This is a genomic window from Thiosulfativibrio zosterae, from assembly GCF_011398155.1.
In the GTDB taxonomy this organism is placed as follows: domain Bacteria; phylum Pseudomonadota; class Gammaproteobacteria; order Thiomicrospirales; family Thiomicrospiraceae; genus Thiosulfativibrio; species Thiosulfativibrio zosterae.
The window spans coordinates 2,216,578-2,237,767 of the sequence record NZ_AP021888.1 but is presented as its reverse complement, the minus strand read 5'-3'; the positions used below and the strand labels follow the sequence as shown (position 1 = coordinate 2,237,767).

Below are 21,190 nucleotides of genomic sequence, written 5' to 3'. Positions count from 1 at the left end.
AATAAGTGAATCAAGATAAACAAACAACGCTGGTAAAAGAAAAATCCAGTTTGCAAAAACATGAAGTAATTGATGGACAGTCAGTTGTTAAAAAAGACATTGATGCTTTTAAACATGCTAAGCCGTCTGAGCAGATTCAAATAGATGTTGATGATAAGCGTTTTGCACGCTTAGGTTGGATCTCACTGATTATCGTGTTTGTGATTTTTGGTGGTTGGTCTGCCATTGCAAAAATTGATAATGCTGCCGTTGCTGCAGGTGAAGTCGTCGTCGAATCCAGTAATAAATCGGTTCAGCACCTTGAAGGCGGTTTAGTTGCCGAAATATTGGTGAAAGAGGGTGATTTGGTTGTTAAGGGGCAAACCTTACTCAAACTGTCGCCTACCCAAGCACAAGCTGAGTTATCGATGATTCAAAGCCAATTAGATGAGTCTTATGGGGCTGAATCAAGATTGCGTGCTGAGCAAATGGGCTTAGATAAAATCCAGTGGGTAGATGAAATGCAAGCTAGAAGCAACTTACCCTCTATACTACAAATACAAAACTCCCAAGAAGCTGTCTTTAAAGCGAGAAAAGAGGCAAAAGCGGGTGAGTTATCCATTTATTCAGAAAGAATTAATGCCCTCAAACAACAGATTAGTGGGTTATCGGAGTATTTGAATTCTCTGCAAAATCGTATTGATTCTTATAAAGCTGAATTAATTGATTGGGAAGCGCTCTATAAAGAGCAGTTCACAGATAAAATTCGTTTACAAGAAATGAAAAGACAGTTAGCGCAGTTGCAAGGTGAATATGATCAGAATGTTTCTGAAATAGCCCGTCTAAAAGTGCAAATTACTGAGAATACTTATCAAAAAATCTTAGCAACCCAAAATTTTAGTAAAGAGGTTGCAGACGAGCTTTCCAAAACGCTCGCTCAAAAAGTAGATTTGTCTTATCGTAAACAAGTTTTACAAGACAAGCTTAATCGAGTTGACATTGTTTCTCCTGCAGATGGCAAAGTACAAGGCTTGCAAATTGTCACGGTCGGCTCGGTAGTTCGCCCTGGTGAAACAATTATGGAAGTCGTTCCACAAAATGAAGGATATGCAGCAAAAGTAAGGGTTTCTCCCATAGATATCGATAAAGTTAAGGTCGGTTTGATTACCCATGTTCGTTTTTCAGCTTTCAACACACAAATAACACATGTGGTTGAGGGGCAAGTGATTAATGTATCTCCTGATAAATTTGTTGATCCAAAAAGTGGTATGGAATATTTCGAAGCTAAAGTTTTGATTACCCCTAAGGGAATCAAACAAATGGAAAAAGATGGTATGTATATGCGTTCTGGGATGCCTGTTGAAGCCATGATTAAGGTGGGGGATAGAACGCTATTGGGTTATCTGATGAAACCCTTTACGGACATGATTGCCCGGTCTTTTAATGAAGATTAATCACTTATAGACCCATATTAAAGGCTAGTTTTCTAGCCTTTTTTGTTTTATTTATGGCTTATTTTTTACATTCAGTTTGTATTGCTAAAGGTTATTTATGCTTTGCCAAGTAAATCCCGATGCTTATTCTTTTCAGCTAGAAGAAAAAGCTCAACGCTTGAAGCGTCTTGTACCATCTTTAAGTTGTTTTAATGTTTTCGAGTCTGAACCTGCCCATTATCGTGCTCGTACCGAGTTTAGTATTTGGCATGAGGGTGACTTGGCGGATTACATTATGTTTGATACGGATACCAAGCAGCGTGTGGTTATTAAGGATTGTCCGATGGTGTTGCAGTCGATTAATGATTTAATGCCCAAATTAATGGCTGAAATCATGGCAGACCCTGTGTTGAAATTGAAGTTGTTTGAGGTGGACTTTTTGGCCACGCTCAGCGGTGAGATGATGGTGTCTTTGATTTATCGAAAATCATTGCAAAAAGACCCTGAATTTAACCAGGCCTGGTTAAATTCAGCGCAAGAACTCAAAGAAAAGCTGAATATAACTCAGCTGATTGGGCGCGCTCGTAAAGAGAAGATTTGTCTAGATAGCGATTTTGTGGTGGAGCGCTTGCAGGTGGATGGTAAAGCTTTTGTTTATCAGCAAATTGAAAACAGTTTTACCCAGCCGAATGCTGGAGTCGCACAAAAGATGTTGTCATGGGCTCGGCAAATGGCATTCAACATTTCAGCGGATACGCCTAAGCGAGATTTGATTGAACTCTACTGTGGCAATGGACACTTTTCAATTGCTCTAGCGGAGTGTTTTAATCGTGTGCTAGCGACGGAAATTTCTAAAACTTCAGTTGCTTCGGCGCAATGGAATATCGAAGCCAATCAAATCAGTAATTTAACGGTGCTTAAAATGGCGGCCGAGGATGTGTCTGCCGCTTTGCAAGGCGAGTCTTATAACCGTTTAAAAGACATTGACTTAGCTAGTTATGATTTTGGAACCATTTTTGTCGATCCACCGCGTTCGGGTTTGGATGATTTAACGCGCAAGATGGTTTGTGAGTTTGATCATATTATTTATATTTCTTGTAACCCAGACACCCTCGCTTTTGATTTACAATCTATTCAACAAACACATGAATTGGTGGCTTCGGCATTATTTGATCAATTCCCCTACACGCACCATATCGAAAGTGGCGTTTATTTAAGAAGGAAAACTTTATGATTTTAGCTTGGATAGGGGCGCTCGTTATCGGAATTACCCTTGGGCTGCTCGGGTCGGGCGGGTCGATTTTGACAGTACCGGTTTTAACTTATTTGGTGGGACAAGAAACCAAACTCGCCATTGCGGGTTCGTTGATGATAGTTGGCGTCATCAGTTTGTTCTCTGTCATTCCTTACGCACGCCAGAAACTGGTGAAATGGCGCACGGTGGTGATATTTGGTGTGCCTGGTATGGCGGGTGCAGTTTTGGGTGCCTGGTTGGCGCATTTTGTATCTGACGCATTACAAATGCTGGTGTTTGCCGTGTTGTTAGTCACAGCTGCTTATTTAATGTATAAGCCCGTCAAACTCAAAGAGGACGAAGAGGAACATGAGGAACGCGCTATTTATAAAATTGCCATCGATGGCTTGTTGGTTGGTGCGATAACCGGTTTGGTGGGCGTAGGTGGTGGATTTTTGATTATTCCTGCTTTAGTTTTGTTGGGCGGTTTGTCGATGCGTTTGGCCGTGGGTACCAGTTTGGTGATTATTGCCATTAAGTCTTTTGCGGGTTTTATCGGTTATTTAAGTGTGCTAGAGGCATTAAACTTAACAATCGATTGGCATATTATCGGCATTTTCTCAGTCATTGGCGTACTCGGTGGTTGGTTGGGTCACAAAATCAGTTCCCGTGTGAATCAAGAGCATCTTAAAAAGGGCTTTGCGGTTTTCTTGTTGTTAATGGGCGCATTTATTTTGTATAAAAACTTACCTGGGTTATTCTAGTAATCGTTCGTATGACTCGTTTTTAAATAGTCAGTGTCAGTGCAGTGAAAAACGGGGCGAAGGCTTTAGCCTTCAAAAAAATCTGTAAAACTCCAGCAGGCTAAAGCCCGCGCCCCGGGCTTTGTATAGTGCTCGGAAAATTGGGGCGAAGGCTTTAGCCTTCAAAAACAATCCGTAAAATTCCAGTAGGCTAAAGCCTGCGCCCCGGGCTTTGTATAGTGCTTGAAGAATTGGGGCGAAGGCTTTAGCCTTCAAAAGCTAACTGCACAATCTAAAGCAGGCTAAAGCCTGCGTACCGCGCTTTGTAAGATTCGTAATTATAGGAGTAGATGATGGCCTATATTAAACTTGAAGATTTACCTACTTATACTTATGTTGATTATTTGCAGTGGAAAGGCCGTTGGGAGTTGATTGAGGGGCATCCTTATGCCATGAGTCCTTCGCCGGTTTTGGAGCATCAACATAAAAGTGGCAAAATTCACGCCCAACTTCCTTTGAGGTTAGAGGGCTGTGCTGATTGCCAAGCAGTGTTGGCGACGGATTGGAAAATTGATAATGAAACCGTTCTTTGTCCTGACAACGCCGTTGTGTGTCATTTGCAGGCAGATGATCATTTCATTATTCGCACGCCCGCTATCATCTTTGAGGTGCTATCTCCCTCAACAAAGCGCAAAGATCGCAATGAAAAGTTTCATATTTATCAAGAGCAAGGTGTTTCTTATTATGTGATGGTGGATCCTGCAACGGATTTGGCAGAAATTTACCAATTACTAAACGGCCGTTATCACTTGGTGAAAGAAACTACGCGTGAGATTTTTGAGTTTGATTTGGCGGAATGTATATTAAAAATTGATTTTTCGAAGTGTTGTTAGGTTTCAAAATGAAAGTTCTATCCCTTAATATCGGTCAGGCGCGCACCTATGATTGGCGAGGCGAAACAGCTTCGGCAATTCATAAGCAAAGTGTTGCCACTGCAGAATTAACAGAAACTGGTTTTGTTGGCGACACTCAGTGTGATTTAAAAAATCACGGTGGTTTAGATAAAGCGGTTATGGTTTTGCCTGCTCAAAACTATGCTTTATTTAACGTTCAAGACCCCTTTGGTTATTTGGGTGAAAACATAACCTTAGAAGGTTTAGATGAAACCCAAGTGTGTGTTGGCGACCGGTTGCAGATTGGTGAGGTTATTTTAGAGGTGAGTCAACCTCGAAGTCCTTGTTGGAAGTTGGATGCTTTAACCGGCCGCAAAGACTTGCTGAAAATCTATGCTGAGAGTGGCCGAGTGGGGTTTTATTGTCGAGTCATCCAAACAGGTGTGATTCAACAAAACGATGAAATCATTCATTTTCCAAATCAAAAACAATCATGCCTGGTTATTTCTGAGCTGTTTTTGGCTAAATATCATTCAAAATCAGGTCGTGATATTCAATTATTAAATCAAGCCATACAACATCCTGCGTTATCTACCGCTTGGCGCGAAGAGCTGCAAAAAATCTTGACCCGCTTGCAGCGTAGTTGTGACTATTTGGGATGAAATTTAATAATGATTTGTTGTTGTAAAATAATTTGTAATTAAATTAGTTTTTTTAATCGGGCTGTATTAGAATTAATTCTGCAATTTTGCAGAGTTGGCTTTAAGGAGTCCTTATGAAAAGTATCTTAATTGGATTTGGGTTGCTGTTTTCTACATTTATAGTCATGGCTTCACCTGTGAATGTGAATCATGCCAGTGCAGAAGAAATATCAAAATCCTTAACGGGAATAGGCTTGACTAAGGCGCAGGCAATCGTCGCTTATCGTGATGCGCATGGTGCGTTTAAATCGGCGCAAGATTTAACGCAGGTTAAAGGCATAGGTGAAAAAACGGTTGAGAAAAACTTGGCGGATATTTTATTAGAAGATCAGCACTGATTTTTTTAGCGTTTTTAAATCAGCCAGCGTTAGCTGGCTTTTTTGTCTCTCTTGTTGGACAAGCTTTTTTTGCGAAGGCGCTTATGTTATTGTATTAAAAAGAATTCATTCTTGCAGGGGGGCAAAATGTCGTTAGCCTATTTAGAACATTATACCATTCGTGATTATGCCGCTTGGGATGGGGATTGGGAGCTCATTCAAGGTGCGCCCTATGCCATGTCTCCAAGTCCAAGTATTTCGCATCAACGACTTGAGCAGTCTATTGCGGCTCAATTATTTGATGGATTAAAGCAATGTCTGCAATGTGAGGTTTTGAGCGAAGTGGATTGGCAAATTGCAGAAGACACGGTAGTTCGCCCTGATATTTTGATTGCCTGCGATATTCAAGGCGAAAAACTCACGCAAACTCCAGAGTTAATTGTTGAGGTTGTCTCAGCAACCTCGGCTAAACGCGATGAACAAATTAAGTTTGAGCTTTATCAGAAAGAAGGTGTGAAAACTTATGTGTTGGCTTATCCAGAACACCAAGTCGCCAAGGTGTATGTGTTAAAAGAAGGGCGCTTTATTAAGGCAGGGGATTTTGTACTTCAAACGTATGAATTTGAGGTGAAAGGTTGCAAGCTTGCCGTTGATTTTAGCCAAGTCTGGCGCAAGCTGCCCTAATAATTGATGACTATTCTCTACAGCTAAATTGCTGTGCTTCGCCATTTTTTAAGCCATCTTGCACGATCACAAACTCCCAGACCTTGCCATGTTGTTTAGTCCATTGAATACCTTCTGGTTTCCCGCGGCTTTTCGGTAACTCGCAGAGCGATTGCATGGCATTTAATTGATGGTCGCCTGTCCAAAGATATACCTCATAAGGTGTTTCCAAGTCGCCCACATCGCCTGCAAGCACTAACCAGCGATCTTGATTGGCAACTTGACTCAATCCCCGAATGCCTCGACCATTCAGGTTTAGCCAAAATACCTCGCTGTCTTTAATATCAAAGCGTTTCTTTTTCAGTTGAAGCTGCAAAACGGGCGCTAAATTCCCTCTAATCACAGGACCCCGAAAGCCAATTAATAAACGACCCTCTGCATCAATACTCAACCCTTCAATATCAATACCATTTTCTTTGCTGGGGATGGGGATGAATCGACTGAGAATAGGGTGATCTTGAATGATAGATTCAATGGAAATGGCTTCTATATTTTTGGCATTCAGCTGAGTATCAAGTTCTATCCTAAACAATTGCTGACGACTCCTTTCTGGCAACACTTCTGCTAAGCGTTTCAGATTTTTTTCAACCGATGCCTCGTCTTTAATGCGCGGCCGTTTGGCGCTATGCGAACCTATCGCATATAAATAGGGGGCTTGGTAAGTCAGTCCTTCTAAGTCAATTTCATCTTTACTAGCGCTTAACTCAATGGGGGTCTTAGCGACCCAGCGCGATCCTGTTTTTTTCAAAATTTGCAAAGCATTACCTTCATCACTGACCAAAGCCATAAAATTGGGTTGAATCACTATGCCACTGATATCTTCATTGGGGATGTCAAGATTGGGGAGTTTGAGGGTTTCAATCACTTGAGCGACCTTAGCTTGGGCCATAGAGGTGATAAAAAGCAGTGCGAAGATATTTAAAAAGCGTTGCAGCATGGTTTTCCTAATCAATTTTTTACGGAAGTTTTAGAGAATCTTAGCAGACTTTTTAGGCACAGCGGCACACTCAGCATTGATTAGGGTAAAATATGTCAATATTTGTGACGGAAGCTGCTATGACTGATTTAAACCCCGATTCGCCCCAGACGGATGAGTCAAACAAACTGACCAAACAACAACGCACGCAAGATTGGATTATCCCCCCCAAATCCATCTTAAAATTGGTTGGACGCGCCATGGCGCAGTACAAAATGCTCAAAGACGGCGACCGAGTGTTGCTGGGTTTATCGGGTGGCAAAGATTCTTTGGCACTGTTGGTGGTGCTTAAACACATTCAACGCCATGCCCCTGTAAAGTTTGAGCTAGCAGCCTGCACCATTGACCCTGAAATTCCGGGGTTTGATCCATCGCCGTTGAAAGCTTGGGTTGAAAAGTTAGGCGTTCCTTATTTTTACGAATCCGAAGATTTGGTGGCTTTGGCTAATGCGCATATGAAAGGCGATAGTTTTTGCAGTTTTTGCGCGCGCCACAAGCGTGGAAAACTTTATACGGTCTGTCGTCGTGAAGGTTATAACGTTTTGGCTTTGGCGCAGCATTTAGATGATTTGGCCGAAAGCTTTATCATGTCGGCCTTTAATGCAGGCGAATTACGCACCATGAAAGCGCATTACCTCAATAACGAAAAAGATGTGCGCATTATTCGCCCACTGGTTCGGGTGCGAGAGAATCAAACTCGTGAGTTTGCCAAAACGGCGAATTTACCGGTAATTCCCGATAATTGCCCAGCTTGTTACAGCAAACCGCAAGACCGAGCCTATTTTAAAGAATTACTGTTGGCACAAGAACAACGCAATGCACATTTATATGCCAATCTATGGCGCGCCATGCAGCTTTTGATTGCCGATGATAATCACGAAGGTGAAGCCGCTTTGCATGAGGTGAATGATGACTGATTCACGCAAAGAGCGCCTCTGGCTGGGTAAAGCCTTTAAAACATTGATTGGGTTTTTATCGCGTTTTTCTCTAGCCAATCAACAGCGAATTGGTTCGGCATTGGGGCGATTGCTGTCATGGTTTCCCAATTACAATCGCGATGTGATTCGGACTAATTTAAAAACGGCTTATCCTCAACTATCCGCCAAAGAACACCGCCAATTAGCACTGCAGACTTTACAAGAAAATGTGAAAAGTTTTGCTGAATTGGGCGCCGTTTGGGGCTGGCCAATCGAAGCGGTTTTTCCTTTAATCAAACAGGTGCATGGTGAAGAACTGATTGCCCAAGCCTTTGCCAAGAATAAAGGGGTGATTATGTTGTCACCGCACTTTGGCTGTTGGGAGATCACCTCTTTATATCTCACGCAAACCTACGATCTAACATTTTTGTATCAGCCCCCCGATAATAAAGGCGTAGAAGATTATATTTCAGAAGTGCGTGCCCGTTCAGGTGGAACGCCTGCGCCTACCGATATGCGTGGCGTGAAGATGATGTTTAAAGCCCTCAAAGACAATAAAATGGTCGGCATTTTGCCTGACCAAGATCCCGGTGATAGCGGCGGGATTCATGTGCCATTTTTTAATCATCCTGCTCGCACCATGACACTGGTTTCCAAGCTCGCCGCTAAGGCGCAATGCGATGTGTTATTTATTGTCGGTCAGCGTCTAGCAGATGGCAAAGGGTTTGATTTGCATGTTTTCCCCGCCGAAGACGCAATTCGCTGTGGTGATGAAGTGTTAGCCACAGAAGCCCTGAATAGAGGGGTTGAAGCCTGTGTTGCCATTGATCCCAGTCAATATCTATGGAGCTACAAACGCTATCGTCATCCGCCAGCGGGTGTGGAGGATATTTATAAAAAACATCCTTAAATAAAACTAAAGTTCGTCAAGTGGATGGACGGGGGTATTGTTAACTGCGTCTAGCATATGCAAAGCATGATCCTTTGAACCTTTTAAGGCTCTGGCTTTTAAATATTCTTCTGTTTTGAGTGCTGAAATTTTTTCACCCAATGCGTTGATAATAAATTGATTTATCGATACATCGCCTTTGAGTTGTTCAATTTCCGTTTTATAGTAGTCAGGAATTCGCAGTGCAAAGTTCATCAAATTACTCCTATTTCAGTTAAAAATTGTTTTGGGGTTGTTAGTTTAAAGTTAAATTGTTCACTTACTTTCTGAAAATCTTTAGTATTGAATGTCACCAAATAATCAGCATTTGCGTTGACCGCTAACTCCAGAACCATATCGTCTTTAACATCTTTTAGAATAGGGCGCCATAGATAATAGATTTCTATTGGCTTGGAAACATGGCAAATGTCATCTACAAACGCTTTTAAATCTGATTCTTTAAATTGGCGCATACGACTTCGATTTTCTGGCCTCAATAAAACATCCTCTAACTCCAAAACCATTGGGACTGAAAGACAGTTAATCGTTGAGTTTTGTTCAAACAACCATCTAACAAGACGATGTGAAGCGCCTAGATTGGAAGTTAAAGCTGATAGAATGACATTAGTATCGCAGACAATGCGCATGTAATAGAACCGTAAATTAATATTGAGTGATATTGTATATGATATTAAACTTTTGAAGGGTTTAAGTCATTACTCTAAAAGAATAATTTTTAACGCCAAGAGTCAGATTATGAAAACCATCTTAAAAATCTTTTTGCCGCTTTTGTTAGTTTTTTTTCTTAAGGATATTAATGCCAAACAGGCTGCAGTTGCAATGCCTGATGCGTTTAGTGCTAAGGTTGCCGAACAGGTTTTAAAATCTGGGGGTAATGCGGTTGATGCTGCGGTTGCGGCCTCTTTTGTGTTGGCGGTGACCTATCCTGAAGCTGGCAATTTAGGCGGTGGCGGTTTTATGACGCTGGTCGTTAAGCAGAAACCTTACTTTTTAGATTACCGAGAAAAAGCGCCTAAAGGTGCTTTCCGAGATCTGTATTTAGATGCCAATAAACAGGTGATTCCGCATCGCTCTTTGGTTGGCTATCAAGCCTCTGGTGTACCGGGAACAGTTGCAGGCATGTGGGCGGCGCATCAAAAATTTGGCAAAAAGCCTTGGGCTAAACTACTACAACCCGCAATCGACTTAGCGGAAAAGGGCTTTAAGGTTCCACGAGGGCTTGCCAATACGGCTGACTGGTATCAAACTTGGGTGGCCAATAAGTCCACGGATGAACTTAATTTTGAATCCTATTTTGGAGATTTGAAAGCGGGCACAATTAAAAAGCAGCCTCTTTTGGCGGCAACCTTACAGCGCTTGGCAAAAGACGGCGCCGATGAATTTTATCAGGGTGAAACAGCTAAGATGATTGCCAGTCAAATGGTTAAACATCAAGGATTGATTTCATTAGAAGATTTAAAAGCCTATCAACCCGTATGGCGTGAACCTATTGTTGGTCATTGGCAAGGGCGCCAAATCATTTCTGCGCCACCACCGAGCTCTGGTGGTATCGCCTTGGTGCAGTTACTCAAAATGAAAAGTGTGCTAAAACCACAATTGGATAGAGCGTTGGTCAAGTCTAGTTATTCTGGAATGACGGATTTTGCCCTAAAAACCCATTTTTATGCCGAGTTAGAAAAACGCGTCTATGCCGATAGAGCACATTATTTAGGCGATCCGGACTTTATCAAAGTGCCCAGTGAGTCACTTTTGTCTGATGACTATTTGAAATCACGCGCTCAAAATGTGTTATTGGATGGTATTTCTGAAACCGAAGCCATTCAACCCGGAAAAATAGAATCCGCAGAAACGACTCATTTCTCAATTATTGATGCCCAAGGCAATGCCGTGGCTAACACCACCACTTTAAATATGCCCTTTGGTTCAGGCGTGGTCATTGAAGGTGCTGGTTTTTTAATGAATAACGAAATGGACGATTTCAGCACCAAACCCGGTGTGGCCAATATTTTTGGCGTGGTCGGCGGGTCGGCTAATGAAATTGCCCCCGAAAAGAGAATGTTATCCTCTATGAGCCCAACGATAGTCATGCAAGGCAAACAAGTCGAAATGGTCTTGGGTACGCCGGGTGGTTCATCGATTATTACCTCGGTTTTTCAAACCATCGTGAATGTGGTCGATGAAAAAATGACCGCCCAGCAAGCGGTCGATGCACCCAGAGTGCATCATCAGTTGTTGCCGAAGGATGTGATTTATTTCAATCCCAGTTTGAAGCCGGAGGATGAAGAGAGCCTAACGCTGATGGGCTATCAATTGAAAAAGAATGATTATTTGGGGGATATTCAATTGATTGTGCAACAAAACGGCCAACTCAATGGGGCTTCCGACTATCGAGGGCGTGGGGTTGCTAAGGTTTTTAACCTTCAATAAGGCTTTTAAGTCTTTCTTGACAAGTTGACAAGTTTCTTCAATACTAAACCTCTATTGCAACAGAGAGGAAATAGGTTATGCAGTCCATACAGGTAGGGCAGTTAAAAGCAGAGTTTTCAAGCATCTTAGAAAGGCTTCAAGCAACTGGTGAAGGCGTTGTTATAGAGTATGGTAAACAGCACAAAAAAGTTGCCATGTTGATACCTTATGATTCGAGTTTATTGGACAAGCCCGATAGACCGCTTGGCCTTTTGCAAGGAAAGGCAAATTATGCACTATCAGATGATTTTGAAATAACAGAAGAAGCCTTTTTAGGTCTGTGATGATGAAGTTATTGATTGATTCCCATATCTTCTTATGGTTACTTTTTAGCCCTGAAAAAATTTCTCCTGCAACCCTATCTTTGATTCAAAACCGTCAACATTCTGTCTATATTTCTAGCGTTAGTTTTTGGGAACTTTCATTGAAATATGGTTTGGGTAAAATTAGCTTTTCAGGGGTTTTGCCAGAAGAGTTGCCAGGTTGGGCGAATAAGTTGGGCTTAGAAGTGCTGGCTTTAGACGCCGAAATAGCCTCAAGTATTCATCAAATGCCAAAATATCACAACGATCCTTTTGACAGAATGATTATTCACACGGCGATACAAAATCAATTGACGCTGGTTTCTAGGGATCGTGCTTTTTCAGCTTATTTGCAAGATGGCTTAATAGGATTGCTCCACTAAAGTAATGCTTTTTTGCCTACATACCACGCATAACGATGTTGGCTTATGCTTGCATCTTCAGTGTCTGGAGTGTCTTTTAACCAGCCTTCACCGTAGATTTCGGTGGTTAAATTTGACCAGGCCTGGTTAAATTCGGTGGGTTTTAGGTAAAATTTCGGGTTTTGTGGGGCGTTTTCTTGCACTGGGCTCAAAAAGGTTTGATAGAACAACATGCCACCGGGTTTGAGTGCGGTTTCTATTTGTGCAAACAACTCTCGATTGAGGTAGCGACTCACCACTATGACATCAAACTGCTGATATGGAAACAACATTTGCTCAAAGTCGCACAACATGGGTTTGATTTTTAGACGATTAATCGCCGCCCAGTTATTCAAAATGGTTAAGGCATTGTCCGAAATATCCCAGGCCTCAACACTCAGCCCACACTGCGCCATAAAGCGTGCATTGCCTCCCAAACCACACGCCAGATCTAATGCTTTGCCTTTTAGAGGCAAGCGTCGAGAGTGATGTTTTAACAGCCAGCAGGGTAAAACGGGGCGTTTAGGGTCTAGGTTGGCGTATTTGTCATCCCACTTTTGGGCCAGCGACTGCGTCATTTAAATTTTCCAGAAGGCACGGGTAAATAAAACCAGTAGGGTAAACAACTCCAAACGCCCAAGTAGCATGGTGAAGGTGAGCACCCATTTAACGGGGTCAGACAAGGTGGCATAGTTGGCAGATACTTCGCCAAGTCCTGGGCCAAGGTTGTTGATCATGGCGGCCACCGCTGAGAAGGCCGTGACTTGGTCAACTCCTAGCGCCATCAGTAATAGCAGAATAAAAACAAACAGCACGATATAGAGGGAGAAGAATCCCCAAACGGCGGTCATGACTTTTTCGGGAATGACCTTGCCGTTGAGTTTAACGGGCATTAAAGCATTAGGGTGCAATAAGCTTTTGATTTCACGCGCGCCTTGTTTAAACAGCAAAATCACTCGAATAACTTTCATACCACCAGCGGTTGAGCCTGCAGAGCCACCGATGAAGCTCATCATAATGAGCATGACAGGAATAAAAGCTGGCCAAACGCTAAAGTCGGTATTGGCAAACCCCGTGGTTGTGCCAAAAGAAAGTGTTTGGAAAAAGCCATATCTTAGAGCGTCTGACATGTCGAGATAAATTTCATGCGAGTATAAATAGAGCGAGGTAATCAAGCCGCCCGCTAATAAAATGGTGGCATAGGCGCGAACTTCTGGGTCAAATCGATAAGGGCTGATGTCGACTTTGCGGAATGCGGTAAAGTGTAGGGCAAAGTTGATGCCCGCAAAAAACATAAAGAACATGGCAACCATTTCAATGTTGCTGTTGTTGAAATAACCAATGCTGGCATCATGGGTTGAAAAACCGCCAATTGCCACGGTTGAAAAGCTGTGTGAGAAGGCATCAAACCAATTCATGCCCGCCATTTTATAAGCCAGCGCACAGGCTAAGGTGAGGCCTAAATAAATGTACCAAAGCGCTTTTGCAGTCTCAGAAATACGAGGCGCCAGTTTGGAGTCTTTAACCGGGCCGGGAGATTCGGCTTTGTAAAGCTGCATTCCCCCGATTCCAAGCATAGGCAAAATGGCAACCGCTAAAACGATAATCCCCATACCGCCTAACCATTGCAGTTGTTGGCGATACCACAGCAAACCATGCGGCAGGTTATCTAGATGGCTAAAAATGGTCGCGCCCGTGGTGGTGAGCCCTGAGAAAGATTCAAAAATAGCATCGGTAATGCTGATTTCGGTGGCTTCCGCAAAGTACATGGGGATAGCCCCAACAAAGCCCAGTACGGTCCAAAACATCACCACTATGACAAAACCATCTCGAATTTTTAAATCATGTTTGTCTTTACGCAGGGGATACCATAAGAACAATCCCACGACCAATAGCCAAAAAAATGTAGAGACAAACACCATGGTATCGCCATCTTGATAATAAGCGGCTATGGCAATAGGCGGTATCAAGGTGATGCTAAACACCATCAAGAGTATGCCCAACACTTTAAAAATAATACTGGCATGCATAAATTAAAGAACCTTTAGATGGAATACATGGATGGATTAAAACCAACTGCGTTTTTCTTCTGGGCTGAAGAGTTTGGCAACTTCGCTGACCTGTTCTCGGTCATTGATGAATAAAATCACATGATCTTCAGCTTCAATGGTCAAATCACGATGTGCCATCAGCACTTCTTCTTCACGAATAATACAGCCTAGCGTCATGCTGGTTGGCCACTCAATTTCGCCAATTTTTTTGCCAATGAGTTGTGAGGAATTTTCACTGCCATGCACGATCACTTCCATGGCTTCTGCCGCGCCACGGCGCAGGGTAAAGGCTTTAACGGTATCGCCTTGGCGCATATAGTGTAAAAGATTGCTGGTGGTAATTTGGTCGGCCGAGATGGCGACATCAATTGAGTTGAGTTGAATTAATTCCACATAGGACTGGTTATTTACCAGCGCAATGACGCGGTGCACGCCGAGTTTTTTGGCGAGCATCCCTGAAATGATGTTGGCTTCGTCAGAATTCGTAATGGCCACAAACAAGTCGATCTCATCAATATTTTCTTCAATCAGCAAGTTTTTGTCAGACACATCGCCCTGAATAACGATGCTATTTTCTAAAGATTCTGCCAAGTACCGCGCTTGATGAATGTTGCGGTCAATGATTTTAACATTGTGAAGTTGTTCCAAATCTTTAGCCAGATTAAACCCAATATTACCGCCACCGGCAATCATGATATTGCGAGAGGGTTTCATTTTTTGGCGGCGCAGTTCTTGCACAATGGGCTGAATGTCGGTTGATTTGGCCAAAAAGAACACTTCATCACCGGCGCGAATCATGGCTTCACCGTTAGGTAAAACCACCTCGTCATGTCGATAAATGGCCACAATGCGAGTTTTGACATTAAAGGGCAGGTAGTTTTTGATTTCTGAAATTTTCTTGCCAACCAAAAGTCCACCGGCGTGAGCACGAATCGCGACCAAACGCACTTTGCCTTCTGCAAAGTCCACCACCTGCAAAGCGCCTGGATATTCAATGAGCTGCATAATGTAGTCTTTAATCAGTACTTCGGGGCTGATGAGGACATTGATGGGAATGGCATTGCTGTTGAGATTTCGGTCAAACAATTCAGGGTGATTTAAGTAGCTCTTGGAACGCACGCGGGCAATTTTGGTGGGGGTTTTATGCATAATGTGCGCCAGCTGGCAGGCGACTATGTTGGTGTCATCGTTTTGGGTGGCGGCTATCAACATATCGGCATATTCCAAACCGGCGCGCTCTAAAACATCAGGGTCAGAGGCATGACCTAAGATGGTGCGTATGTCTAAACGGTCTTGCAGCTTTTGTAAGCTGGTGTTGTCTAAGTCAACCACTGTGACATCGTTGTTTTCAATGGCCAACAATTCTGCGATAGATGTGCCGACTTGACCTGCGCCGAGAATGATAATGTTCATAGTTTGCCTTTAAAACAGCTATTTTTACTTGATATCAAGGTTTTATTTGGTTCTTATTTGGGGTTTTTAGGATCTAACCCCAAGCTTTTTAATTTGCGATAGAGATTGGTGCGTTCCACACCAGAACGCCGAGCGGTTTCTGTCACATTGCCGCCGGTTTCTCGTAATAATTGCCCCAGATAAGCGGCCTCAAAATGCTCTTTGGCTTGCTTAAGGTTCAGCGAAGTATCCACAATATTGGCTGGCGTGGTTTCATGGGGCTTGGCATTTTCGAGCGCTTGTTTGATTTCTGCTTCATTTACCATGCCGGTGCCCATAATCAGCAGGCGTTGTATCAGGTTTTTAAGTTCTCTAAAATTGCCCGGCCAGCTATATTGACGCAGGATATTTTTAACCGATAACGGAAACTCTCGATAGTTGAGTCCTTCATGGGTTAAAAAATAATCTAAAAAATACTCAACCAATTCTGGCACATCTTCAGTGTGCTGGCGCAAAGCAGGAATAAAAATGGGCATCACCGACAATTTTTGCGCCAGATCCTCACGAAATTCCCCTTCAGAAACTACATCATCCAACCCTGTCTTAGATAAGGCAATGACTCTGACATCTAAAGGACTCGGATGGTCACATTGCAATCTGAAGTAAGATTTTTGGGTGAGGAGTTGAAACAAAAACTGCTGGCCACGCTCGCTAAGGGTTTCAATATCGGAAATCATTAGGGTTCCGCCATCCACCAAAGCCAGCTCACCTTGTTGGATTTTGCCCTCAGGCGTTTTTTCACCCAGAATAAAACGCTCTTGCTCATCAAAATCTAAGGCGTTCAATTTATAAAAACGACGCGTTTTGCGCTCGCTGATTTTATGAATCGCTTCGGCAATGTGGTGTTTTCCGACCCCAGACTCACCGGTGATGAGTAATGGCATGGTGAACTTACTTAGGCGCTCGATGGTATCGCGCAGGTTTTGCACCACCTTGCTTTTACCGATGGGTAACAGTTGTTCGGGAAGTTTTTGTTTGAGGTGTTTGTTTTCTTGGTCTAGTTGCAGGTGTTGCAGGGCGCGTTCGGCGGTGACCAGCAGTTTGCCGAGTGAAAGGGGTTTTTCTAAGAAGTCGTAGGCCCCCAGTTTGGTGGCTTCGATGGCGGTTTCGATGGTGCCGTGACCCGACATCATAATCACGCTGGAATGCGTTAATATCCCGCTATCACGCATTTCTTTGAGTAAGCTCACGCCGTCGACATCAGGCATCCAAATATCTAAAAAAATCAGGTCTGCAGGATGCTCTTGCCAAGCTTGGCGAGCCTGTTGTCCATTGGCCGCTAGATGCACCTGATAACCTTCTTCTTCAAAGATTTCTTGCATCAGGTTACGAATGTCTTTTTCATCGTCAATGATCAGAATTTTGCCTGGCTTCATCAGTGCTCTCTTGTGGATTGCGCGCTTAAGGGGTTTTGAGCGTGATTATAAAACAAGTGCCGCCAGTCGGTGCAGTTTCTACACGAATGGTGCCTTGATGTTCATCGACAATTTTCTTGACGATGGCAAGACCTAAGCCAGTCCCTTTGGGTTTATTAGTGGCATAGGGTTCAAAAATCCAGTTTTTGGCTTCCGCCGGAATGCCCGGTCCATTATCGCAAATGCTCAGCAATAGCTGGTGTTCTTTGGGTTGGTTAAGGGTGCTGATGGTAATTAGAGTGTCGGTTTGATTTTCACAGGCTTCAAGTGCGTTTTTCACTAAATTGTGTAACAGTTGGCGTAATTTTGCAGAATCCGCTTGGATGGTTGGAAAAGTTTCATCCAATTCGCAGGTAATATACCAGTTGGCTTGCGGGTCACGGTACATGCCAACAATGTCTTCAATGAGGGTGTTAATGTTCATTTTACGCAGGTTAATTTCTGGGGTGTCGGCATATTCGGTAAAGGCTTGCACCAAATTTTTCATGGCATCCACCTGTTCTGTAATGGTGTGGGTCATGCGACTGAGTAAGTCTTTGTCATCGCCTTCGAGCTTGCTGCTCAATTTGTAATTAAGGCGTTCGGCGGATAATTGAATGGGCGTCAACGGATTTTTGATTTCATGTGCCAAGCGTTGCGCCACATCACTCCAAGCAGCATGCAATTGCGCCTGCACGATTTGGGTGATGTCTTCTATCACCACAACATAACCGCCGGCATCTTGGTCTAGGCTGGGTAGGGTTGAGCCGTGTATCAATAGAATTTTTTGCCCCTGAATACAGTCAAAAGTGAGTTGATGATTCCAGTTGGGTTGTTGTTTAAAAAATTCAAAAATTTGCTCATAAACAGGATGGAGGTGCTCGAACTCTGGCAGCAGTAAAACCTCTTGCAAGGGTTTCCCTAGGTGTTTATGAAAATTGACATTGAGTATATCATTGGCCGCATCATTAGCGGTTTTAAAGTGACGGTTGGCATTAAAGGTGAGTACGCCACTTTTGAGGGTTTTAATGATGGTTTGCAGATAGAGTTTTTGGACTTCTGTTTGTTGATGCCCAAATTTAATGTCATTTCGCGCTTTGGCAATCTGCTGCGTCATTTTATTGAAAGATTGAATCAGTTGCCCAAATTCATCTTGGGTTTCAATGGGCATGGCCACGGTATAGTCGCCATCCATAACGGCTTGGGTTCCTTTGGCCAAAACGCGAATGGGATGCGCCATGTTTTGAATGGTTTGAATGGTAAACAACACGGCGGTCACCAAAGTGAGCAATAACACCATGGATAAGATGAGAATGAAACTGGTTTTTAACGGGCCTTTTAGATAGGACAGTTCTTGATATTGCCCAGACGCAATGCGCACTTCATTAGCCAAGCGTGTGATATTGTCTTGGATGGGAAAAATCACCTGTAAGGTATATTCCACCTGCATTTGATTGTCATTAATGGGGACCAGAATTCGAATCACTTGATGCGCTTTTTCTACGCCAGGCGACACTTCTAAAGCGGCATAGGTGCGCTGTTGGCGTAATTGTTGGAATAAAGATTTAGACGGTTGCGAGGGTAAAATATTAACTGAAAACAAGGTGCTGTAGGCAACCAGCTGACCATTTTTGCTGTAAAGCGAGGCCTCTTGGGCATTGAGTTGACTGCGTAGTTTATCTATCGCTGAGATGGGATCTGAAATGAGTGCCGGCGTTAAAGAAATCGCTTGGCTAAAAACATTGTTTAGGTGGTTTCGGACTTGATCGTCCTGAGTCGATTTAACCAGTTCAACCGCACTGCGCAAGGCTTGTTCGGTTTTAACATCAAACCACTGGTCGATGCCTTGATGAATAAAACTGACCGCAAAATAATAGATAATGGCAATTGGAATACCCACCACCAAAGACAAAATACTGGTCAGTTTGATGGTGAGTTTAATACCCGGAACATTTTCTTTTTGTTGCAGATACAGCTGGTAGAGGGTTTTGATTAAAAAGCCCGTTAAGGTGGCGACCCCAACAAAAGACAGCAACAATAACCAGGTATAAAACTCGGCAAATTCAGAGGCATTTTGTAGAATATGGCTCATCACCACCAACAACATCAGCAGAATACTCGACAAGGCTAAGAGCCAGCCATACTGTTTGATAAATTGTCGCTTGTTCAGTGAGCCTGCCATGTTTTGCCTTGCTTTATCTTGTTATTTTTTGAACTTAACTGATTTTGTAACCCTTAATACCAACTCAAGGGGGAATGTATCTCTATCTTATGCCATTGGGTGTCTAGTTGCCAGGCGTCGCTAAAATAGCCTTTTAAAATGAGGGGGGCGGGCAATTTATCGGGCATGAGCGATAGCCGTAATTTGAGTTGATAAGCATTCGAGGGATGCAGTCTGGATAACTCAGTAATGGGGAAGTTATAGAGCACACTTAGGGTATAAAGGGCTTCTTTTAAGGTTTTGAAAGTGCGGTTTTGTTTATTGCGTTTATTGGTCAAAATGTAAGTTTGGGTGTAGCCAAAGTAGCGCAGCTCGGTTTCATACTCAATGTTTTTAAAGCTGTTAAACAGCGCCAGCCCTAAAAAATTAGATTTCTCAGACAATACAATTTCGGTTTTAAAGTTAAGCGGTATTTCGTGGAGCAGGGCTTCAGCCATTTCAGCAGACAATTCGATATTGGCTTGCGCATCCATAAACAATTGCTGGTCTTCTTGATAATCCGACACATAATTGATGACCGCTTTGGCCTGTAGTAATTTTTGCGGACTGGGGGACGGAGCAGGTAGGTTAAAAAGGTCGCTGTTGGCATGGCTGACAGAGCCAAGTGTCAGACTCAAGACCCAAAACAGTAACCCCAGTGGCCAATTTAAAAACGAACGTGAGGGCGGGGTCATCATGCTTAAGACTTTTGCAGCAGACAATAATAAAACCCATCCATGCCGGCTTCGCCCGGTAAAATTTGTTTGCCAGGATGTTGCGCATCGCCTCTGCCCCAATTTTGAGTCATGGGAACTTGCGAAGCACTGGGTTCTTTGGCTAAAAAAGACTGCATTTGTTCAGTATTTTCGTCAGGCAACACCGAGCAGGTGGCATACAGCATTTGACCGCCAGGTTTCAACAATGGCCAAAGAGCCGCCAGAATATTGGCTTGCAGTTGGGTTAAGGCGCTAATGTCTTCAGGGGTGCGGTGCCATTTAATATCCGGATGACGCCGAATAATACCTGTGGCAGAACAAGGCGCATCGAGTAGGATTTTGTCGAACAATTCACCATCCCACCAAGTGTCTGGCAAAGACGCATCTCCGGTTTGTGCCGTGGCTGTTATGCCAAGACGCGCCAGATTTTCTTGGAGGCGTTCCAAGCGTTCGGGTTCTTTTTCGAGTGCAAAAATGCGGGCTTGATTATTAGACAACTCGCCCAAATGTGTGGTTTTGCCACCCGGTGCGGCGCAGGCATCTAAAATGCGCTCACCGGCTTGAGGGTTAAGCAAATAACCAGCTTGTTGTGCTGCGCCATCTTGCACGCTGAATCCACCTTGCTCAAAGTAGGGCAGTTGGCTGACATCGGTGCTCTGTTCTAGCAAAATACCTTGCGCACTAAAGGGATGCGCTAGCGCATTTAACTCTGGGTGTTCTGCGTGTAAGCTGGCTAAAAACGACTCTCGTGACTGAACTAAAGGGTTGATGCGTAGCGTTAAGGGCGCAGGTTCATTGTTGGCAGTTAAGATGGATTGCCAATCATTGGGATAGGCTTCACGAATTTTTTTGGTAAACCATTGCGGATGCGAATAGGCAAAAGCGGGCTTAACATCCACGGCTGCAAAAAGGCTTTCAGCGTCACGAATAAAATTGCGCAATAGACCATTCAACAACGCCTTGGCCCAAGGTTTTTTGAGCGCAGCGGTCAGCGCCACGGTTTCAGACACCGCGGCGTGTTGTGGCGTGTCTAAATAAATCAGTTGATATAAACCCAATAAAATCAATTGGTTAACATCTTCGTCTTTGGCTTTGAGGGGCTTGCTGAGTAATTGGTCGCGAATCGCTTCTAAGCGCAGCTGCCAGCGCAAAGTGCCCAGTACCAAGTTTTGTGCAAACCCTCGATCGCGACGATCGGTTAAAACCGCTAAACCCTCGCCGAGCGCTTGGCTTAAGGAGCGACCGTTTTGCACCACTGCCAAACAAATTCTGAGGGCAACGAGTCGCGGATTTTGGGATTTGGTTTTGGGAGCGTTGCTGGCGTGATTCATCTTTAAGTGTGT

General features: G+C 43.5%; 22 protein-coding genes. 12 read left to right on the top strand and 10 right to left on the bottom strand.

Going from position 1 to position 21,190, the window contains the following annotated elements:
• Positions 1 to 5 precede the first annotated feature (5 nt).
• From THMIRH_RS10365 to THMIRH_RS10335, 7 genes are all read left to right on the top strand, one after another.
• Entirely contained in the window at positions 6 to 1,433 is a 1,428-nt protein-coding gene (locus tag THMIRH_RS10365; RefSeq protein ID WP_173292016.1) for an HlyD family type I secretion periplasmic adaptor subunit, read from the top strand.
• A 97-nt stretch (positions 1,434 to 1,530) separates the two neighbouring features.
• Positions 1,531 to 2,646: a tRNA (uridine(54)-C5)-methyltransferase TrmA gene (gene trmA, locus THMIRH_RS10360; protein ID WP_173292015.1), complete on the top strand. Its 1,116-nt coding sequence runs from the start codon at positions 1,531 to 1,533 to the stop codon at positions 2,644 to 2,646.
• Positions 2,643 to 3,410 (top strand): sulfite exporter TauE/SafE family protein, encoded by a 768-nt coding sequence (locus tag THMIRH_RS10355; RefSeq protein ID WP_173292014.1) that lies wholly within the window; start codon positions 2,643 to 2,645, stop codon positions 3,408 to 3,410. The genes trmA and THMIRH_RS10355 overlap by 4 nt, the downstream gene beginning before the upstream one ends.
• A 332-nt stretch (positions 3,411 to 3,742) precedes the next feature.
• On the top strand, positions 3,743 to 4,282 hold the full coding sequence (locus tag THMIRH_RS10350; protein ID WP_198415226.1) for a Uma2 family endonuclease: 540 nt from the start codon (positions 3,743 to 3,745) through the stop codon (positions 4,280 to 4,282).
• Between the two features lie 8 nt (positions 4,283 to 4,290).
• Positions 4,291 to 4,944: an MOSC domain-containing protein gene (locus tag THMIRH_RS10345; RefSeq protein ID WP_173292012.1), complete on the top strand. Its 654-nt coding sequence runs from the start codon at positions 4,291 to 4,293 to the stop codon at positions 4,942 to 4,944.
• A 113-nt stretch (positions 4,945 to 5,057) separates the two neighbouring features.
• The gene (locus tag THMIRH_RS10340) at positions 5,058 to 5,321 is read left to right on the top strand and encodes a ComEA family DNA-binding protein (protein ID WP_173292011.1); all 264 of its coding nucleotides are present in this window, start codon (positions 5,058 to 5,060) and stop codon (positions 5,319 to 5,321) included.
• Between the two features lie 126 nt (positions 5,322 to 5,447).
• Entirely contained in the window at positions 5,448 to 5,984 is a 537-nt protein-coding gene (locus tag THMIRH_RS10335; protein WP_173292010.1) for a Uma2 family endonuclease, read from the top strand.
• Between the two features lie 10 nt (positions 5,985 to 5,994).
• On the opposite strand, the gene THMIRH_RS10330 is transcribed toward THMIRH_RS10335, so the two are convergent.
• The gene (locus THMIRH_RS10330; RefSeq protein ID WP_173292009.1) at positions 5,995 to 6,960 is read right to left on the bottom strand and encodes a DUF3616 domain-containing protein; all 966 of its coding nucleotides are present in this window, start codon (positions 6,958 to 6,960) and stop codon (positions 5,995 to 5,997) included.
• Between the two features lie 239 nt (positions 6,961 to 7,199).
• Here THMIRH_RS10330 and THMIRH_RS10325 point away from each other — a divergent pair, with 239 nt between their 5' ends.
• On the top strand, positions 7,200 to 7,916 hold the full coding sequence (locus THMIRH_RS10325) for a tRNA 2-thiocytidine biosynthesis TtcA family protein (protein WP_243831535.1): 717 nt from the start codon (positions 7,200 to 7,202) through the stop codon (positions 7,914 to 7,916).
• Positions 7,909 to 8,826, top strand: coding sequence for a lysophospholipid acyltransferase family protein (locus tag THMIRH_RS10320; RefSeq protein ID WP_243831445.1), 918 nt, complete (start codon positions 7,909 to 7,911; stop codon positions 8,824 to 8,826). The genes THMIRH_RS10325 and THMIRH_RS10320 overlap by 8 nt, the downstream gene beginning before the upstream one ends.
• A 6-nt stretch (positions 8,827 to 8,832) precedes the next feature.
• Here the strand turns inward: THMIRH_RS10320 and THMIRH_RS10315 are convergent, their stop codons facing one another.
• Together THMIRH_RS10315 and THMIRH_RS10310 are read right to left on the bottom strand one after the other, a co-directional pair.
• Positions 8,833 to 9,060: a CopG family transcriptional regulator gene (locus THMIRH_RS10315; protein ID WP_173292007.1), complete on the bottom strand. Its 228-nt coding sequence runs from the start codon at positions 9,058 to 9,060 to the stop codon at positions 8,833 to 8,835.
• Positions 9,060 to 9,491 (bottom strand): putative toxin-antitoxin system toxin component, PIN family, encoded by a 432-nt coding sequence (locus THMIRH_RS10310; protein WP_173292006.1) that lies wholly within the window; start codon positions 9,489 to 9,491, stop codon positions 9,060 to 9,062. Before THMIRH_RS10310 ends, THMIRH_RS10315 begins: the two co-directional genes overlap by 1 nt.
• 109 nt (positions 9,492 to 9,600) lie before the next feature.
• On the opposite strand from THMIRH_RS10310, the gene ggt reads away from it, so the two are divergent.
• The 3 genes from ggt (at position 9,601) to THMIRH_RS10295 (ending at position 12,016) form a co-directional block, all read left to right on the top strand.
• On the top strand, positions 9,601 to 11,292 hold the full coding sequence (gene ggt / locus THMIRH_RS10305; protein ID WP_173292005.1) for a gamma-glutamyltransferase: 1,692 nt from the start codon (positions 9,601 to 9,603) through the stop codon (positions 11,290 to 11,292).
• Positions 11,293 to 11,369: 77 nt separating this feature from the next.
• Complete coding sequence (locus tag THMIRH_RS10300) at positions 11,370 to 11,615, top strand: type II toxin-antitoxin system Phd/YefM family antitoxin (protein WP_173292004.1); 246 nt, start codon at positions 11,370 to 11,372, stop codon at positions 11,613 to 11,615.
• A 2-nt stretch (positions 11,616 to 11,617) separates the two neighbouring features.
• Positions 11,618 to 12,016, top strand: a complete 399-nt coding sequence (locus tag THMIRH_RS10295) for a type II toxin-antitoxin system VapC family toxin (RefSeq protein WP_173292003.1) — start codon at positions 11,618 to 11,620, stop codon at positions 12,014 to 12,016.
• On the opposite strand, the gene THMIRH_RS10290 is transcribed toward THMIRH_RS10295, so the two are convergent.
• From THMIRH_RS10290 to rsmB, 7 genes are read right to left on the bottom strand one after another with little or no spacing between them, the layout of a single operon-like run.
• Positions 12,013 to 12,612: a class I SAM-dependent methyltransferase gene (locus THMIRH_RS10290; RefSeq protein WP_173292002.1), complete on the bottom strand. Its 600-nt coding sequence runs from the start codon at positions 12,610 to 12,612 to the stop codon at positions 12,013 to 12,015. The genes THMIRH_RS10295 and THMIRH_RS10290 overlap by 4 nt on opposite strands.
• Positions 12,613 to 14,064 carry a TrkH family potassium uptake protein gene (locus tag THMIRH_RS10285; protein WP_173292001.1) on the bottom strand — a complete coding sequence of 484 codons (1,452 nt, stop codon included), beginning with the start codon at positions 14,062 to 14,064 and terminating at the stop codon, positions 12,613 to 12,615.
• Between the two features lie 36 nt (positions 14,065 to 14,100).
• Entirely contained in the window at positions 14,101 to 15,498 is a 1,398-nt protein-coding gene (trkA, locus tag THMIRH_RS10280; protein ID WP_173292000.1) for a Trk system potassium transporter TrkA, read from the bottom strand.
• Positions 15,499 to 15,551: 53 nt separating this feature from the next.
• The gene (locus THMIRH_RS10275; protein ID WP_173291999.1) at positions 15,552 to 16,913 is read right to left on the bottom strand and encodes a sigma-54-dependent transcriptional regulator; all 1,362 of its coding nucleotides are present in this window, start codon (positions 16,911 to 16,913) and stop codon (positions 15,552 to 15,554) included.
• Positions 16,914 to 16,938: 25 nt separating this feature from the next.
• The gene (locus tag THMIRH_RS10270) at positions 16,939 to 19,113 is read right to left on the bottom strand and encodes a sensor histidine kinase (protein ID WP_173291998.1); all 2,175 of its coding nucleotides are present in this window, start codon (positions 19,111 to 19,113) and stop codon (positions 16,939 to 16,941) included.
• 53 nt (positions 19,114 to 19,166) lie between these two features.
• Positions 19,167 to 19,829: a DUF4390 domain-containing protein gene (locus tag THMIRH_RS10265; RefSeq protein WP_173291997.1), complete on the bottom strand. Its 663-nt coding sequence runs from the start codon at positions 19,827 to 19,829 to the stop codon at positions 19,167 to 19,169.
• A 2-nt stretch (positions 19,830 to 19,831) separates the two neighbouring features.
• Positions 19,832 to 21,178 (bottom strand): 16S rRNA (cytosine(967)-C(5))-methyltransferase RsmB, encoded by a 1,347-nt coding sequence (rsmB, locus tag THMIRH_RS10260; RefSeq protein ID WP_173291996.1) that lies wholly within the window; start codon positions 21,176 to 21,178, stop codon positions 19,832 to 19,834.
• Positions 21,179 to 21,190 lie beyond the last annotated feature (12 nt).